At 54.0% G+C, this 16,980-nt stretch carries 12 protein-coding genes, 1 other RNA gene and 1 other annotated feature; of the genes, 1 reads left to right on the top strand and 12 read right to left on the bottom strand.

Annotation, left to right across the window (positions count from 1 at the left end):
• Positions 1-59 precede the first annotated feature (59 nt).
• The gene (locus tag LG52_RS02540) at positions 60-3,107 is read right to left on the bottom strand and encodes an efflux RND transporter permease subunit (RefSeq protein ID WP_044730735.1); all 3,048 of its coding nucleotides are present in this window, start codon (positions 3,105-3,107) and stop codon (positions 60-62) included.
• A gap of 181 nt (positions 3,108-3,288) precedes the next feature.
• On the opposite strand from LG52_RS02540, the gene LG52_RS02535 reads away from it, so the two are divergent.
• Positions 3,289-3,939, top strand: a complete 651-nt coding sequence (locus LG52_RS02535; protein WP_044730734.1) for an RsfA family transcriptional regulator — start codon at positions 3,289-3,291, stop codon at positions 3,937-3,939.
• Between the two features lie 144 nt (positions 3,940-4,083).
• Here the strand turns inward: LG52_RS02535 and LG52_RS02530 are convergent, their stop codons facing one another.
• The 11 genes from LG52_RS02530 to recJ all read right to left on the bottom strand — a co-directional run bounded on the left by LG52_RS02530 (position 4,084) and on the right by recJ (position 16,971).
• Positions 4,084-4,848, bottom strand: a complete 765-nt coding sequence (locus tag LG52_RS02530) for a tRNA threonylcarbamoyladenosine dehydratase (RefSeq protein WP_044730733.1) — start codon at positions 4,846-4,848, stop codon at positions 4,084-4,086.
• Positions 4,849-5,000: 152 nt separating this feature from the next.
• A non-coding RNA gene (ssrS, locus tag LG52_RS18625) (6S RNA) lies at positions 5,001-5,187 on the bottom strand.
• Positions 5,188-5,257: 70 nt separating this feature from the next.
• Positions 5,258-7,030, bottom strand: a complete 1,773-nt coding sequence (gene aspS / locus LG52_RS02520; protein ID WP_044730731.1) for an aspartate--tRNA ligase — start codon at positions 7,028-7,030, stop codon at positions 5,258-5,260.
• Positions 7,031-7,034: 4 nt separating this feature from the next.
• Positions 7,035-8,315, bottom strand: coding sequence for a histidine--tRNA ligase (gene hisS, locus LG52_RS02515; RefSeq protein WP_044730730.1), 1,281 nt, complete (start codon positions 8,313-8,315; stop codon positions 7,035-7,037).
• A 46-nt stretch (positions 8,316-8,361) separates the two neighbouring features.
• Positions 8,362-8,593, bottom strand: a binding site (T-box leader).
• 134 nt (positions 8,594-8,727) lie between these two features.
• Positions 8,728-10,257 (bottom strand): alkyl hydroperoxide reductase subunit F, encoded by a 1,530-nt coding sequence (gene ahpF, locus LG52_RS02510; protein ID WP_044730729.1) that lies wholly within the window; start codon positions 10,255-10,257, stop codon positions 8,728-8,730.
• Between the two features lie 14 nt (positions 10,258-10,271).
• A complete protein-coding gene (gene ahpC / locus LG52_RS02505) occupies positions 10,272-10,835 on the bottom strand; it encodes an alkyl hydroperoxide reductase subunit C (protein WP_044730728.1) in 564 nt (187 codons plus the stop codon).
• A 183-nt stretch (positions 10,836-11,018) separates the two neighbouring features.
• Positions 11,019-11,192, bottom strand: a complete 174-nt coding sequence (locus LG52_RS20050) for a hypothetical protein (RefSeq protein ID WP_042380609.1) — start codon at positions 11,190-11,192, stop codon at positions 11,019-11,021.
• An 80-nt stretch (positions 11,193-11,272) separates the two neighbouring features.
• Positions 11,273-11,731 (bottom strand): D-aminoacyl-tRNA deacylase, encoded by a 459-nt coding sequence (dtd, locus tag LG52_RS02495; protein ID WP_011232054.1) that lies wholly within the window; start codon positions 11,729-11,731, stop codon positions 11,273-11,275.
• Between the two features lie 23 nt (positions 11,732-11,754).
• Positions 11,755-13,953 (bottom strand): RelA/SpoT family protein, encoded by a 2,199-nt coding sequence (locus LG52_RS02490; RefSeq protein ID WP_044730727.1) that lies wholly within the window; start codon positions 13,951-13,953, stop codon positions 11,755-11,757.
• Between the two features lie 148 nt (positions 13,954-14,101).
• On the bottom strand, positions 14,102-14,614 hold the full coding sequence (locus LG52_RS02485; RefSeq protein ID WP_013144641.1) for an adenine phosphoribosyltransferase: 513 nt from the start codon (positions 14,612-14,614) through the stop codon (positions 14,102-14,104).
• Complete coding sequence (gene recJ / locus LG52_RS02480; protein ID WP_044733056.1) at positions 14,605-16,971, bottom strand: single-stranded-DNA-specific exonuclease RecJ; 2,367 nt, start codon at positions 16,969-16,971, stop codon at positions 14,605-14,607. Before recJ ends, LG52_RS02485 begins: the two co-directional genes overlap by 10 nt.
• Positions 16,972-16,980 lie beyond the last annotated feature (9 nt).

Raw genomic sequence — 16,980 nt, 5'->3', positions numbered from 1 at the left:
AGTCGATCTTCCCATGAAAAAAAATGCCGGACGGCCCGTTATCCGGCCATCCAGCTCTGTCATTTTGCCATCGGTTCGCGTTTTGCCGTCCGGAAGAAAAACGCCTCATACATCGCAGGAATGAACACAAGCGTCAATAACGTCGACGACGTCAGGCCGCCGATGACAGTGATGGCCAGCCCTTTCGAAATCAACGTGCCGGCCTCATTCGTCAGCGCAAGCGGAATGAGCGCTGTCACAGTCGCAAAGGCTGTCATTAAAATCGGCCGCAGCCGTGTTTTGCCGGCTTCAATGATAGCGCTTCGCACCGTCATCCGTTTTTGTTCGCGGTTTTGCCCGATTCGATCCACCAGCACGATCGCATTGGTCGTCACGATGCCAATGAGCATCAACAAGCCGATCATCACGCTGATGGAAAGCGGCTCATCAGCCACATACAAAGCAAACAGCGAACCAATGGGAACAAACAAAAGGGAAGATAAAATGATCAGCGGCACCCGCACTTTGCCAAATGTAATCAGCATCGTCAAATACACAAGCCCAATGGCCGCCGCCATGGCTACACCGAGCTCGCGGAACGTCTGCATCGTCTCATCGCTTCCGCCGCCCGTTTTCACTGTGACATCGGATGGGATCTTCAAATCATTTACATGTTTAGAAATATCATTCGTTACTTTCTGAATGTTGTCGCCGACAATCTGGGCGGATACGCGGGCAAACACTTTTCCGTCCAGCTTTTGAATGGACGTATACACGTCCGCCTCTTTCACTTCGGCGACATCTGAAAGTGGAATCACTCCGTTTCTCGTCACGATCGGAAGCTCTTTCAACTCATCGATCGATCCCAACGTTTCATCATACGAAAGTTCGACTTGCTCATCCTTGCCGCCGAGTTTCAGCGTCCCCACATCGACCGGTTTGGCCGCATCGGCCACCGCCCCGAGCAATTGCATGCCCGAAACGCCATAAGCGGCCGCCTTTTCCGGATCAATGGCGACAATCACTTGTTTTTGCTTTTCCGTCAAGTTATTCGTCACATCTTTGACATCATCGCGCTGTTTTAAATACGTCTCGACCTGTTTGGCCGCTGTTTGGAGCGCCTCCAAATCATTGGAGTATAAGTCAATATTCACGTTATTATTCGTCGGCGGCCCTCCGCTCGACATCTCTTGCACGCCCACTTTGGCCCCGGGCGCGAGCTGATTCGCGATGCGGCGCATTTCTTTTTCGAAAACAACCGCAGTTTTCGCGGTGTCAGCGCTGTCCTTTAATAGAATATAATAGCTGGCTTGATTGGGCCGCTTCAAACCGGTGCGGAAATCGCGGCTTCCCACCGCGGCGGTGACGCTCTCGACATCGCTTCGTTTTAAAAACATCTTTTCCATCTCCAACGACACATCATTCGTTTTGGCCACCGATGTGGAAGCCGGCAGTTCAATGCTCGCCACCAGCGTTTTCTGCTCTTCGTTCGGCAAAAACGTAAATCCAAGTTTCGGCACGAGCGCCAATGAACCAACCAACAGCACAACCGACAACACAAAGACAATCGCTTTATGGTTGAGCGCCCATTCAATGATTCGGCCATACAGACGCTGAAGCGCTCCTTCTTTTTCCTCTGGCGGCACACGGCGGAACGAAAATTTCGCTAAAATCGGCACAACCGTCACGGCCACCAACAAAGAGGCCAACAGGGCAAACGCAATCGTCAAGGCAAAAGGCAGGAAAAATTCCCCTGTAACGCCCCCAACAAGCCCGAGAGGCAAAAAGACGACAACGGTTGTGATGGTCGAGGACACAATCGCTTTGACAATTTCTTTCGTTGATTGCTCGACTAAATCATCGTTCATGCTTGTTTTCTCCCGGCGGACGCGGCGGAAAATATTTTCAATCACGACAATGCTGTCATCCACGACTCGGCCGACGGCGACGGCCATGCCGCCAAGCGTCATGACATTGAGGGTAATATCCATACGATTGAGAAAAATGGCCGATACAAGCAGCGAGAGCGGAATCGAGATGATGGCAATCACGGTCGCCCGAACGTTGCGCAAAAAGAGCAATACGGCCAACGAAGCGAACAGCGCCCCGAGCAGCCCTTCACGGACAAGCGATTCGACGGATTGTTTGATGCCAGCTGATGAATCAAACCCGATGGAATAATCAAACTGATGTTTGTAGGAATTCAGCACTTTGATGACTTGGTCCGCCACTTCAATCGTATTGGCATCTTGTTTTTTCGTCACGGCCATCGACAGCGATGGCTTCAAATTATAGCGGGTGAATTCGCTTTGCTCGTTGACTTCCTCAATCGTCGCAATGTCCCCGAGCTTGACGGGCGCAACGCGTTGCAATCCATTCGCTGCCATCGGAACAGCTGTTGGCACAAGCGTCATGTTTTGCAGCTCATGAATGGTGCTCAATGTTTCTTCGACGCGAACCGGAATTTGCCAAGCATCGCTTTTCAACGTTCCGGCCGGAAAGGCAAACACCTTTTCATTGATTTGTTTTTTTATCTCTGACAAGGTCAATCCCGCCTGAACGGCCTTTTTCCGGTCGACGGTGATCCGGATGAAGCGCTCGCTGTCTCCGCCGATCGAAACGGAATTCACCCCGTCGATTTTATTCAATTCTGGAATCACTTCGGTTTCCAGCAACGTTTGCAGATCGGTTCCCTTTTTAGCGAACAAGGAAATGTTGAAAACCGGGATGGAATCGAATGAAAACCGATTGACTTCAGTTTGTACATTGTCAGGCAATCCTGCCTTATCAATGAGCGATTCAACCTGCCGCTCCATTTTCTCCATATCCGTCCGAAACGGAAATTCAAGATTAATAACGGCCATTCCTTCATAGGAAGAGCTCTGCATTTGCTTAAGCCCGTCAAGGGACTTCAGTTTTTCCTCGAGCTTGGCCGTGACTTCCTCATTCACGTCCTGCGGAGAAGCCCCAGGATAGACCGCTTCAATCGACAACTGGGGAAATTCAATGTTCGGCAGCAAATCGACCTTCAAGGAAGAGAAGGAATACAGTCCTAGAAACATGAGCAAAAACGAACATACAAACACCGCTGCCGCATTTTTCAAACTGAACCTAGTCAAAAACGTCATCATCCCACCCCTCATCCTACGATTTTGACCAATCAGTCTGATTGTTTTGTACTGACCGGTCATACAAAACTATTTCTATGATACATGAAAATGGGAAAAATGAAAAGGGCGAAGTTTAAAGTGGAAATCAAACGGAAAAACTATGACCATATCAACATTACCATTTGATGGGGTGGACAACATGAAAACAAGACAGGATGCTTGGTCACATGAAGAAGATGTACTGTTGGCTGAAACGGTGCTGCAATATATACGCGAAGGAAAAACGCAACTTGCCGCTTTTGAAGTCGTTGGGAAACAACTGCACCGCACAGCGGCAGCATGCGGATTCCGTTGGAACGCTGAGGTGCGCAAACGGCACCTTGAGGCGATCGAACAGGCAAAAAAGCAGCGGAAAGAACGGAAACGAGCGCTCGAAATGATGAAAAAGTGGCAAAAAGACAATACCGTTGATGCTTGGAGTCCTTCTGGAGAACGGGATGGCGCCGAAGGGTCATCGCCTTTTCTCCCGGCGGCCTCATTAACACTGGAGCAGTGCATTTCCTTTTTGCAAACATTGCGGCGCGGCATCGAGGAGATGGAAGCGATCCGCCAGGACAACGAGCGCCTGAAACGCGAACGGGCGGAATGGCAGGCGCGGAACGAACAGCTTGCTCAAAAACTCGAACGCCTTGAAACGAGGCAGACCACCGTGCAAGAAGATTATGAGGCGCTCGTGAAAATTATGGCCCGCGCCCGCCAGCTCGCTTCCGAAGAAGGCGACCGCTTCTCTCTTGCCCAGCTGTTTGCCGCCGAGGCGAACGGATCGAACGAATCGCTCGCCCATTCATAAAAAAAGAAGGTGCCCCAACAAAGCATCGGGACACGTTTTCACCGCTGGAACGACGGACAGCGCCCGCTAACAAACCGGTGAATGCACCGGATGTTCAGAGGAATCTCCACCTTCCCATTTTGTTTGAAATGAAGGTGGAGTCGTTCAATCTTCGCCAACGCGCCTTATGGGAATTCCCTCTAATAGACGATTAATCACGTACGAAGCCATAATGAGCCCGGCAACTGATGGAACGAAAGCATTCGAAGACGGCGGCATTTTCGCCTTGCGGATCGGCGAAGCGTCATTGCCGACGACCTGGCGGACATCTTCGCGGATTTTCACCGGCTTCTCGTCGGAAAAGACGACCGGAATGCCGCGGCGGATCCCTTCTTTGCGCAGCTTGGCGCGGATGACTTTCGCGATCGGATCGGTGTGTGTTTTCGAAATATCGGCAATGCGGAACCGGGTCGGATCCATTTTGTTCGCCGCACCCATGCTGGAGATGATCGGAATGCCGCGCTTGAGGCATTGTTTCATCAAATGCACTTTGTACACAATTGTGTCGGACGCATCGATGACAAAATCGAGATCATAGGCGAAAAACTGCTCATACGTCTCTTCCGTATAAAACATTTGCAAAGCGATCACCTCGCACGCCGGGTTGATGTCGGCGATGCGCTCTTTCATGAGCTCCACTTTCGGACGCCCGATGGTCGAGAGCAACGCATGGATTTGCCGGTTGATGTTGGTGATATCGACGTTATCTCGATCAACAAGCACCAATCGGCCAATGCCGGAACGGGCGAGCGCCTCGACGGCGAACGACCCAACGCCGCCGACGCCAAGGACGGCGACGGTGGCGTTTTTTAAACGTTCCAACCCTTCAGGGCCAATCGCGAGTTCATTGCGGGAAAATTGGTGCAGCATCGTTCTCCTCTCCGTGTGCTTCAAAATTGATGTTTATGCCGCTTTTTATCCTACCATCAAGACAGCAAAAGAGGCAACGGCATTTTGCTGGCAAAACAAAACCCCCTATGCGGCCATCCGCATAGGGGAAATGTTGTTGATCCCTTGATGTCGCCAGTCCCAATCGTGCCGTCGATGCCTTCGTTTTGAACCCGCTCTCCCATAAGTGGGTGCCCTGTTCCAAGGTTTGCGCTTCCCCCGTGACGAAGAGGCGTGCACGCCGCTTGGAAACCCCGAGCTCCCGGATCATGAACTGTTCGGTCAAAACGATCGGTGATTCGACGAACACATTAGGACGGTTTGTTGCTTTGATTGTATCATATTTTTGAGCGTTTGTGAACACTTGCCGCTGATCTTTCCAGCAGCGCCATTATTCTTTTTCCGGAAGCACAACCGCCAAGTGCAGCTCCTCGAGCTGCTTGGCGCTCACCGGCCCCGGCGCTTCGGTGAGCAAGCAGCTCGCGCTCGCCGTTTTCGGAAACGCGATCGTATCGCGCAAGTTCGTGCGCCCAGCGAGCAACATCACCAGCCGGTCAAGGCCAAGCGCAATGCCGCCGTGCGGCGGAGTGCCGTATTCAAACGCCTCAAGCAAGAATCCGAACTGACGGTGCGCTTCTTCTTCACTGAACCCTAAGGCGCGGAACATTTTTTCTTGCACGTCCCGTTCGAAAATGCGGAGCGAGCCGCCGCCAAGTTCATAACCGTTTAAGACGAGATCGTACGCCTGCGCGCGGACGGCGCTTGGGTTTGTCTCCAACAGCGGAATGTCGTCGCGCACCGGCATCGTAAACGGATGGTGGGCGGCGTAATAGCGCCCTTCTTCTTCGTCATACTCCAAAAGCGGCCAATCCGTCACCCACAAAAACGCGAGCCTCGCTTCGTCAATCAAGCCGAGCTCCTTGCCAAGCTTCAGCCGCAGCGCGCCGAGCGCCGCGGCGACGATCGCTTTTTCGTCGGCGACAAACAAAAGCAAATCTCCGTCTTCGACAGCAAGCGCTCGACACAGCGCCGCCTGTTCCTCATCGGTGAAAAACTTGGCGATCGGTCCTTTCAGCTCTTCGCCTTCCGCTTTCAGCCAGGCGAGCCCTTTCGCCCCGTAGCGGCCGACAAACTCGCCCAAAGCATCAATATCCTTGCGCGAATAGCGGGACGCAGCGTCTTTCGCGTTGATCGCCTTCACTTGACCTCCTTCTTTGACGGCGCGGGCGAACACTTGAAATGCTGAATCACGGACGATTTCCGATACGTCAACAAGTTCCAAGCCAAAGCGCACATCTGGTTTGTCCGAGCCGTAGCGGCTCATCGCCTCGTCATACGTGATGCGCGGAAACGGGCGTGGGATGTCGATCCCTTTGGCCGCTTTCACGACGGCAGCCATCATCCGTTCGGTTAAATCGATAATATCCTCTTGTTCGATAAACGACATTTCGATGTCGATTTGCGTAAACTCCGGCTGGCGGTCAGCGCGCAAGTCCTCGTCACGGAAGCAACGGGCGATTTGGTAATACCGTTCCACGCCGCCGACCATGAGCAGCTGCTTAAAAATTTGCGGCGACTGCGGCAAGGCGTAAAATTCGCCCGGATGGACGCGGCTTGGCACTAAATAGTCGCGCGCCCCTTCCGGCGTGCTTTTCGTCAACATCGGCGTCTCGACTTCCAAAAAGCGTTCGCCGTCCAAAAAGTCGCGCACCGTCTTTGTGATTTTGTGGCGAAGCGCCAGTGTTTGAAACATGACTGGACGGCGCAAATCCAAATACCGATATTTTAAGCGCACGTCTTCCGCCGCATCCGTATCATCGGAAATCGAAAACGGCGGCGTTTTTGCCTCGTTGATGATCTCGATTCGTTCCGCCTGAATTTCAATGCGGCCGGTCGCGATGTTCGGATTGACCGTCTCCGGCGCGCGGGCGACGACCGTTCCTTCAACGCTCAGGACGTATTCGCTCCGCACGCGCTCCGCTGCCCCCAGCGCTTCAGCCGACACGTCCGGGCTGGCGACAACTTGGACAATGCCCGTTCGGTCGCGCAAGTCAATGAAAATGAGCCCGCCTAAGTCGCGGCGCTTTTGCACCCAGCCTTTGAGCACGACACGCTCGCCGACAGCCGTTTCCGGGACTTCTCCACAATAATATGTGCGTTCCATTCGCTCACTCCTCCTTCCCGATCCGTTCAAGCAAAAAGTGCGCCAGCTCGCCGAGCGGCACGTTCGTTTGTTCACCGCTCTCCATATGCTTTACCGCCGCTTCCTGTCTCTCGAGTTCTTCATCGCCGATAATGGCGACAAATGATGCCCCAAGCCGGTCGGCGGCCTTCAGCTGCGCCTTCAATTTTCGGCCCAAATAATCTTGATCGACCCTCAATCCGCAGCGGCGCAATGCATAAACAAGGCGGACCGCCTCGTCTTTCGCCCGTTCGCCGACGGCGACGACATAGCAGTCAAGCCCACTCTCTACCGGCAGTTCCACGCCCTCCGCCTCTAGGGCGGCCAACAGCCGTTCGATGCTTAAGGCAAAGCCGATGCCCGGCGTCTCCGGACCGCCGATTTCTTGGACAAGCCCGTTGTAACGCCCGCCGCCGCACAGCGTCGCCGCCGCGCCGAATCCTTCAGCCTCGCTCATAATTTCAAATGTCGTGTGGTTGTAATAGTCAAGCCCGCGCACGAGCCGGGAATCAATGACAAACGGGATGTCGAGCGCTGTCAAGTATTGTTTCACTTTCTCAAAATAGGCGCGCGATTCATCATTTAAATAGTCTAAAATCGATGGCGCCGTCGCCATCAGCTCATGATCGCGGTCTTTTTTGCAGTCGAGAATGCGGAGCGGATTCGTACGAAGCCGCGTCTGGCAGTCCGGGCACAGCTCGTGGATGCGATCTGAAAAATGGCGAACAAGCGCCTCTCGGTGCGCCCGGCGGCTGTCAAGGTCGCCCAAGCTGTTCATGACAAGCCGGATCTGTTTTAAGCCAAGCGCTTCGTAAATATGCATCGCTAACGCCATTACCTCGGCGTCAATCGCCGGGTCGCTGCTGCCGAGCGCCTCGACGCCGAACTGGACGAACTGACGGAACCGTCCCGCTTCCGGCCGCTCGTAGCGAAACATCGGCCCGCTGTAGTACAATTTCAGCGGCTGGTTCGGACTTCCGTACAGCTTATGCTCGACAAACGCTCTGACAACCGGCGCCGTTCCTTCCGGACGGAGCGTCAGCGCGCGGCCCCCTTTGTCTTCAAACGTGTACATCTCCTTTTGCACGATGTCGGTCGTATCGCCGACGCCGCGCAAAAAAAGTTCCGTATGTTCAAAAATCGGCGTCCGAATTTCCTGATACCCATACCGGCTGCAGAGGCTGCGGGCAATGTGCTCGACATATTGCCATTTTTCCGAGTCACCCGGCAGCACATCTTGCGTCCCTCTTGGAATTTGAAAAGCCATGCTCATCCTCCTTTGCCCAAAATAAAACGCCCTTGTCCCTGTCATCGATAGGGACGAGAGCGTGATTCCCGCGGTGCCACCCTAATTGAAGCCGATCCGGCTTCCGCTTGTCGCCATTAACGCATGGCGCACGTTCCCCTTTACTGGCGCAAAGCGCGTTCAAAGGGAAGCCTACGGAGTGTCTTTCGTTAAGCCATCATGGAGAAGCGCTCGCAGCCTTGGGCGCTTCCTCTCTGGCCATGTGGGCCTTAACTACTTTTCTCCATCATCGGTTGTTCCGTATGAGAAAGATGTAATTTTATATTACGGACAATCTCGACCGTTTGTCAAGTTGTCTCACCTTATAAAAAAGAGAGCCGATTCGTTGAACCGCCCCCCATGGGATCGAAGAGGCGGTTCACCTTCGGCCCTCTTAATGGCGAATCAAATAATCAAACGCGCTTAACGCCGCGGTTGCACCCGAGCCCATCGAAATAATGATTTGCTTATAGGCGCTGTCCGTGCAGTCGCCCGCGGCAAAGACGCCTTCCACGTTCGTCGCGCCGCGTTTATCGACGATGATTTCGCCGAAGCGATTCCGTTCCACTGTTCCTTCAAGCCATTCGGTGTTCGGGACAAGGCCGATTTGCACGAACACGCCTTGCAATTCGATATGGTGTTCTTCCCCTGTTTCCTGGTCGATGTACGTCAAGCCGTTGACTTTGTCCGTGCCGGTGATTTCCGTCGTTTGCGCGTTTTTGATCACCGTTACGTTCGGCAAGCTGTACAAACGATCTTGCAAAACAGCATCCGCCTTGAGTTCAGGGGCGAACTCAAGCAGCGTCACATGGCTGGCGATGCCAGCCAGGTCAATCGCCGCTTCGACTCCAGAGTTCCCGCCGCCGATGACCGCCACGTGCTTTCCTTCGAACAGCGGGCCGTCGCAATGCGGGCAATAGGCGACCCCTTTGTTTTTGAACTCTTCCTCGCCCGGCACGCCAAGGTTGCGCCAACGGGCGCCCGTTGCGATCACAACCGTTTTGCTTTTCAACACGGCGCCGTTTTCCAACTCGACTTCAATCAAGTCTTTTTTCTCGAGTCGTTTTGCCCGCTGCGAGTTCATGATGTCGACGTTGTATTGCTTCACATGTTCCTCAATGCTGGCCGCAAGCTTCGGTCCTTCCGTATATTTGACGCTGATAAAGTTTTCAATGCCGAGCGTATCTAAAATTTGTCCACCGAAGCGCTCCGCAACAATCCCAGTGCGAATGCCTTTGCGCGCTGCGTAAATGGCTGCTGTCGCACCCGCAGGGCCGCCGCCGATCACCAGCACATCGAACGGCTCTTTGTCGGCGAAGGAAGAAGCATCCGGAGCACTCCCTAATTTGGTGAGGATATCTTCAAGCGACATGCGGCCGCTCGCGAACAGTTTGCCGTTTAAAAACACCGTCGGTACGGCCATAATCCCTTTTTGCTCCGCTTCTTCTTTAAACGCCGCCCCGTCGATCATCGTATGCGAAATGTCTGGGTTCAACACGCTCATGATGTTGAGCGCTTGGACGACGTCCGGGCAGTTGTGGCAGGTCAAGCTGACGTACGTTTCAAAATGATGTTTGCCTCTGATTTGTTGAATGCGGTCCACGACGTCTTGGCTGACTTTCGGCGGCCGCCCGCTCACTTGAAGCAACGCCAAAACGAGGGACGTAAATTCATGGCCGAGCGGCACGCCGGCGAAGGTGATGCCGGTGTTTTCGCCGACCCGGTTGACGCTGAAGCTTGGCGTTCGTTCCAGCTTCGCTTTTTCGACTTTGATTTTCGACGACATCGCCGTTAATTCATCGATTAAAGCAAGCATATCGCGGGAAACGTTGTCGTCTCCCGCGCTTACCGTCAAGACAATATCATTTTCAAGCAATTGCAAATACTGGGCTAGTTGCGCCTTGATGTCAGCATCCAGCAGCATCGCCTAAGCCCCCCTTAAATTTTGCCGACGAGGTCTAGGCTTGGCTTCAGCGTTTCCGCTCCTTCTTTCCATTTCGCCGGGCAGACTTCACCCGGATGGTTGCGCACATATTGGGCCGCTTTAATTTTATCAATCAGCGTGCTGGCGTTGCGGCCGATGCCGTCCGCATTGATTTCCACCGCTTGAATGACGCCGTCTGGGTCAATGATGAACGTGCCGCGTTGCGCCAATCCTTGTTCTTCATCGAGCACATCAAACATGCGCGACAGTTGATGCGACGGGTCGCCGATCATCACGTATTCGATTTTGCCGATAGCTGGCGATGTATCGTGCCATGCTTTATGAGTAAAGTGGGTGTCGGTCGAAACCGAGTACACTTCCACGCCAAGTTCTTTAAACGTTGCGTAGTGGTCTTGCAAGTCTTCGAGCTCCGTCGGGCAGACGAACGTAAAGTCCGCCGGATAGAAGCAGACGATGCTCCATTTTCCTAAAAAGTTTTGCTCCGTCACTTCGACGAAGTCACCGTTGTGATACGCTTGTGCTCGGAATGGTTGCACTTTTTTTCCTACGAGTGACATTCTTCATCTACCTCCTGTGACTGCTGGTTAGATTATAATAATTTTAATACGATATTCATTATCATATGGGCGTCCGCATTTGTCAACACATATGCTTAAATTTCTTTCCATTCCCCTCTGTCATTTTCACACACCACGGCGCGCGCCTGTAAAAACGCACAACAAATTCCCGGCCGGCTTTGTTTACGGGCGGAAGCGCTGCTGCTTCAACATTTGCACATCCCGCAGCGTCACGCCGAACTCCGAAGCCAGCTCAAAGGCGCTATAGTCAGCTTCCACACGCATCCATTCATGGAAATCGGCAGAAAGCACATCGCTTGCCTGGTGCGCCTGTTCACTTTTTCTCGTCTGCCGCATCGCCCTCCTCCTTTCTCTGCTATGCCACTGTTTTCATCTTTCCCATTTTTCGCCGAAAATAAAAAAGAAACCGGGAAACTTCATCTGTTTCCCAGTTTCTCGCTGCTGTCGATGATCAAGGTGACTGGCCCGTCGTTTGTGAGCGATACGTCCATCATCGCACCGAATACGCCGGTTTCTACATGAACGCCTCTTTCGCGCAAAGCGGCGTTGAACGCCTCATACAGCGGCAAGGCATGGTCGGGCTTGGCCGCCGCCATAAAGTTCGGCCGCCGCCCTTTCCGGCAGTCGCCGTAAAGGGTGAACTGCGACACGGACAACACTGCCCCGCCGACGTCAAGCAAGGAGCGGTTCATTTTTCCGTCTTCATCTTCAAAAACGCGCAAATGAGCGATTTTCTCAGCCAAATAGGCAGCATCGTCTTCTGTATCTTCATGCGTGATGCCAAGAAGGACGACAAAACCCGCATCAATGGCACCAACGACTTCGCCGCCGACGGTGACTTTGGCCTCTTTCGCCCGCTGGATGACCGCTCTCACTTGCATCCCTCCTTTCGCCGCCCTTAGTTGTTCATCAAGCGCTGGACGGAATAAATGTCGGGAATTTGTTTGATTCGTTCGACGACTTTTTGCAAGTGGCTCAAATTATGAATGGCGATTGTCATATGGATCGTCGCAATTTTATGTCGGTGGTCTGAGCGTCCCGAGACGGCGGAAATATCGGTGCGCGTTTCATTCACCGCCTGCAGCACCTCATTCAGCAAACCGCGGCGGTCAAATCCGGTGATCTCAATGTCCACGTTATATTCACGCTCGCCGTTTGCTCCGCTCTCCCATTCTACGGCAATCAACCGATCGGCCGCTTCTTCGGTCTTGACGTTCGGGCAATCGGCGCGGTGGACGGAAATGCCGCGGCCGCGGGTAATGAAGCCGATAATTTCATCGCCCGGCACCGGGTTGCAGCAGCGCGACAAACGGATGAGCAAGTTGTCCATTCCTTGGACGCGAATGCCGCAGTCGCGCTTTTTGCCAGCTGGCAGCTTGGCTTCGAAGACCGCTTCGGCCAGTTTGCGCTGCTGTTCCTCGAGATCGCGCTGCTTTCGCCATTTTTCCGTCAACCGATGGGCGATTTGCGCCGCTGTGATGCCATGATAGCCGACTGCCGCATACATATCGTCTTCGTTCGAGAAGTTGAACTTTTCGGCGACGCGCTTTACGTTGTCGGCCGTCATCACTTCTTTCGGCTCAAAGCCGAGGCTGCGCACCTCTTTTTCGACCATCTCTTTGCCTTTTTCGATGTTTTCTTCGCGCCGTTGCTTTTTGAAAAACTGGCGGATTTTGTTGCGCGCCTGCGACGTTTTCGCCAGTTTCAGCCAGTCTTGGCTCGGACCGTACGAATGATTGGAAGTTAAAATTTCGACGATGTCGCCCGTTTGCAGCTTGTAGTCAAGCGGCACCATTTTGCCGTTGACTTTCGCCCCGATCGTCTTGTTGCCGATTTCCGAATGGATGCGGTAAGCGAAATCGATTGGCACCGATCCGGCCGGCAGCTCGATGACATCGCCTTTTGGCGTGAAGACGAACACCATGTCGGAAAACAAATCCATCTTGAGCGATTCCATGAACTCTTCGGCATTGCTGGCGTCGTTTTGCCATTCCAAAATTTCCCGAAACCAAGACAGCTTTTCTTCAAACGAGTTGGGTTTGATCGTCTTTCCTTCTTTGTACGCCCAGTGGGCGGCGATCCCGAACTCGGCGATTTGATGCATTTCAAACGTGCGGATTTGCACCTCAAGCGGTTCGCCTTTTGGGCCGATCACCGTCGTATGGAGCGATTGGTACATGTTCGGCTTCGGCATGGCGATGTAGTCTTTAAAGCGCCCCGGCATTGGCTTCCAGCATGTATGAATAATGCCGAGCACAGCATAGCAGTCTTTGATGCTGTTGACGATGATGCGGACAGCGAGCAAATCGTAAATTTCGTTGAACTGTTTATTTTGCATCACCATTTTTCGATAAATGCTGTAAATATGTTTCGGACGCCCGGAAATTTCGCAAGGAATATGCACTTCGTTGAGCCGTTCGCGCACTTCTTGAATGACTTCCTCCAAATATTGCTCGCGCTCGGCCCGCTTTTTCTTCATTAAATTGACGATGCGGTAATATTGCTGCGGGTTTAAATAGCGAAGCGCCGTATCCTCAAGCTCCCATTTGATTTTCGAAATGCCGAGCCGATGCGCGAGCGGAGCGAAAATTTCGAGCGTCTCATTGGCAATGCGCCGTTGCTTTTCCACCGGCAAATGTTTTAACGTCCGCATATTGTGCAGCCGGTCGGCGAGCTTGATCAAAATGACCCGGATATCTTGCGCCATGGCCAAAAACATTTTCCGGTGGTTTTCCGCCTGCTGTTCTTCCTGCGATTTATATTTAATTTTCCCAAGCTTCGTCACCCCGTCGACAAGCATCGCCACTTCCGCGCCGAACTCGCGCTCGAGGTCTTCTTTTGTCGCCTCGGTGTCTTCGATGACATCATGCAAAAACCCGGCGGCGATCGTTGTCGCGTCCATCTTTAAGTCCACCAAAATGCCCGCGACTTGAATCGGATGGATGATGTATGGTTCGCCCGATTTCCGAAATTGGTCGCGATGGGCGTGCTTGGCAAACTCATACGCCTTTTTCAAAAAGGCGACGTCTTGTTCCGACAAATAACAGCTCGCTCGTTCAAACACTTGCTCCGCTGTCAGCACTTGTTCATTGGCCATAGGGTTGAATCACCTTTTTAATCGATTAAAATTGAAGCTGCAAAGCACAGAGGTCCGTTGCGTTCATACGGTTAATAAGAAAGAGCACTCATGTGTGAGTGCCCCTTTTTTCTTTATTGTATCCGAAGATGCGAACAATGTCGACTGTTTAAAACTGCATCAGCGTCAAAATATCGTAGCCTTCCAATTTTTTGCGGCCGCCAAGCTCGGTAAGCTCAATCAAAAACGCCAATCCGGCCACCACTCCGCCGAGCTGTTCCACCAAATCGATCGTCGCCCGCATCGTCCCGCCCGTCGCCAGCAAATCGTCGGTGATCAACACGCGCTGCCCTGGCTTAATGGCATCTTTATGCATCGTCAAGACATCTGTTCCATATTCCAGGCCATACTCCACACGGACGACTTCGCGCGGCAGCTTCCCTTCCTTGCGCACCGGCGCAAATCCGACGCCAAGCGCATAGGCGACTGGGCATCCGATGATAAAGCCGCGCGCTTCCGGACCAACGACGATATCGATTTGTTTTTCGCGCGCATATTGAACAATTTGGTCGGTCGCATATTTGTACGCCGGACCGTTGTCCATCAGCGTTGTAATATCTTTAAACATGATGCCCGGCTTCGGGAAATCGGGCACAATCGTAATGTATTGTTTTAAGTCCATGATACGTTTGCCTCCTCGTGCGTTTGCGAACGTGTCATTTCCGCCAAACAGCGTTTCAATTGCTCGTAAGTGGAATAGACTAACTGATGCTCCGCCTCGAGCTCGTCCCGCCGCCGGCGGTACGTCGGCGATTCGTGCAAATCGCGCTTCGCCGGCTGATGAACGAGCGAAATGACGCCGTTTTGTTCGTTGATAAAGTCAAGCTCTAAAAATACTTTCGCCATAAAATGAACCGTCTCTTCCGTCCAACCGCGGGCGCGGGCCAGCTCACCACCGCGCTTGGCGAGCGGAAACGAACGGTGTTGATGCAAAAAGGCGTAAAACCATTTAAAATGGTCGCGCGTCGGAAACGTGCGGAAAAATTGCGCCTCGGGCTGGGCAAACACCGCGTAAATGCGCGCCGGCCGCCCGCTGCCAAGAAGCGCCGACAGCAAGGCCAGCCGCGGCGGCACGTCAAGCAGCACGACATAGCGGTCGTCAATCGATAAGGCGCCCGCCTCTTCTTCGGTCGGCACGCAATGAAGCTCCCCGCGAAATGGCGCCACGTCCGGGCGCTGCCCAGTTTCACAGCGAAAGGAGACGACTAGCCGCTTCTCTTTTGGCAGCCGCTCAAGAAGTGGACGGACGTCGCGGCAGCCGCGGACGTCAAACAGCTGGCAGTCGCTGACCGCCAGATCACACAACGACAGCTGCGGCTTGGCGAACCCGTTCCATTCGTTCACCGACAGCTCCCCGACCGCCGAAATGCGCGCATCCGGAGCGATTTCTTCGCATAACGGCCCAAGGCCGAAGCCGATGGCATCGATCGCGGCCCCGTCTTGGGAAAAGACGGCTTTCATATGGGCTCCGTTCGCCCCGACGCGCCGCATGGTTTCAACGGACGCCCCTTCAATGAGAACAAGCGGCCGCGGATTGCCGACGCCAAACGGAGCGAACCGCTCAAGGCTGCGGGCGGCCGACAGCGTCAACTCAGCAATCGAACAGGAAGCATCAATGAACGTCGGCGGCGTAAAATCGTCCTCAGACAACGTTTCGGCGGCGATGTCGTTCAGCCGTTGCCGTAATTCTTCGACATCATCAAGCGACAATGTCATCCCCGCCGCCATCGGGTGGCCGCCAAAGTGCGGCAACAGGTCGCGGCATTGCGACAGGCTGGCGAATAAGTCAAACCCATGAATGCTGCGGGCTGACCCTTTGGCGATCCCTTTTTCCCGGTCGATTGAAAGCACGACCGCCGGGCGGTAAAACTGCTCGACAAGCTTAGAAGCGACAATGCCCACCACTCCGGCATTCCATCCTTCGCCTGCCACAACCAAGACGCGATGTTCCTCAGGAGGAAATTGGCGGCGCACCATGTCCGCCGCTTCTTCAGCGATTTGTGCCACAAGCTGCTGACGTTCGCGGTTTAACTCGTCCATCTCCGCCGCCAGCTGCACCGCTTCGTTCTCATCGTCCGTCATTAAGAGCGCCACTGCCGGATCGGCGCCGCCGAGGCGCCCCGCCGCGTTCAAGCGCGGAGCGATGACAAATCCGACCGTCTGTTCGTTGATGGCCGCCGCATCAATGCGGCATTGCCGAAAAAGAGCGCGCAGCCCGATGCGCTCCGTCGCTCGCAACGCTTCAAGCCCGTGTGCAACAAAGAGGCGGTTTTCCCCAACAAGCGGAACCAAATCAGCGATCGTGCCGATCGCGACCAAATCAAGCAAATGGCGCGGCACCCGCCCAAGCAAGGCATGGGCTACCTTAAACGCAACGCCGACGCCGGCTAAATCGCGAAACGGATATGTACTTCCCGGCTGCTTCGGATGAATGATCGCATGCGCCTCCGGCAACACCGGACCTGGCTCGTGGTGATCCGTTACGATGACATCCATCCCCCACTCGTTGGCGGCCGCAATTTCCTTGACCGCCGCAATCCCATTGTCGACGGTCACAATGACGGAAACGCCGCGCTCTTTTGCGGAGCGAAACGCCGCCATGTTCGGCCCGTATCCTTCCGTAAATCGGTTCGGAATGTAGAACTCGACCGACGCCCCCGCCTCCTTGAGAGCACTCACCATCACCGACGTGCTGCAAACGCCATCGGCATCATAATCGCCGTATACCAACACTCGTTCACCTGCGTCGATCGCCCGCTTTAGACGCTGAATCGCTCGCTCCATCCCGTCAAGCAAAAACGGATCATGAAACGGTTGCTCAAGCGGATTGAGAAACGCCGCCGCCTCCGAGGCCGTCCGCACCCCGCGGCGGACGAGAAGCCTCGCCAATAAGGGCGGGACGCCGGCTTCCTCAGCAAGCCGCCTCACCACTTGCTCATCGAGGCGCTCCACCTCCCAACGCGTTTTCGCTTTCAACATGTCTCCCAC

It is taken from the genome of Geobacillus kaustophilus, from assembly GCF_000948285.1.
GTDB lineage: Bacteria > Bacillota > Bacilli > Bacillales > Anoxybacillaceae > Geobacillus > Geobacillus thermoleovorans_A.
Note: the sequence above shows the minus strand (reverse complement) of the source record. Positions and strands in the feature narration are given on the sequence as shown.

What these genes read in the sequence shown, in the direction of transcription:
- hisS (WP_044730730.1), bottom strand. Translation starts at nt 8,315, where the DNA reads ATGGCTTTTCAAATTCCAAGAGGGACGCAAGATGTGCTGCCGGGTGAC.
- LG52_RS02490 (WP_044730727.1), bottom strand. Translation starts at nt 13,953, where the DNA reads ATGGCCAATGAACAAGTGCTGACAGCGGAGCAAGTGTTTGAACGAGCG.
- aspS (WP_044730731.1), bottom strand. Translation starts at nt 7,030, where the DNA reads ATGGAACGCACATATTATTGTGGAGAAGTCCCGGAAACGGCTGTCGGC.
- LG52_RS02485 (WP_013144641.1), bottom strand. Translation starts at nt 14,614, where the DNA reads ATGGACTTAAAACAATACATTACGATTGTGCCCGATTTCCCGAAGCCG.
- ahpC (WP_044730728.1), bottom strand. Translation starts at nt 10,835, where the DNA reads ATGTCACTCGTAGGAAAAAAAGTGCAACCATTCCGAGCACAAGCGTAT.
- LG52_RS02540 (WP_044730735.1), bottom strand. Translation starts at nt 3,107, where the DNA reads ATGACGTTTTTGACTAGGTTCAGTTTGAAAAATGCGGCAGCGGTGTTT.
- LG52_RS02535 (WP_044730734.1), top strand. Translation starts at nt 3,289, where the DNA reads ATGAAAACAAGACAGGATGCTTGGTCACATGAAGAAGATGTACTGTTG.
- LG52_RS20050 (WP_042380609.1), bottom strand. Translation starts at nt 11,192, where the DNA reads ATGCGGCAGACGAGAAAAAGTGAACAGGCGCACCAGGCAAGCGATGTG.
- LG52_RS02530 (WP_044730733.1), bottom strand. Translation starts at nt 4,848, where the DNA reads ATGCTGCACCAATTTTCCCGCAATGAACTCGCGATTGGCCCTGAAGGG.
- ahpF (WP_044730729.1), bottom strand. Translation starts at nt 10,257, where the DNA reads ATGCTGCTGGATGCTGACATCAAGGCGCAACTAGCCCAGTATTTGCAA.
- recJ (WP_044733056.1), bottom strand. Translation starts at nt 16,971, where the DNA reads ATGTTGAAAGCGAAAACGCGTTGGGAGGTGGAGCGCCTCGATGAGCAA.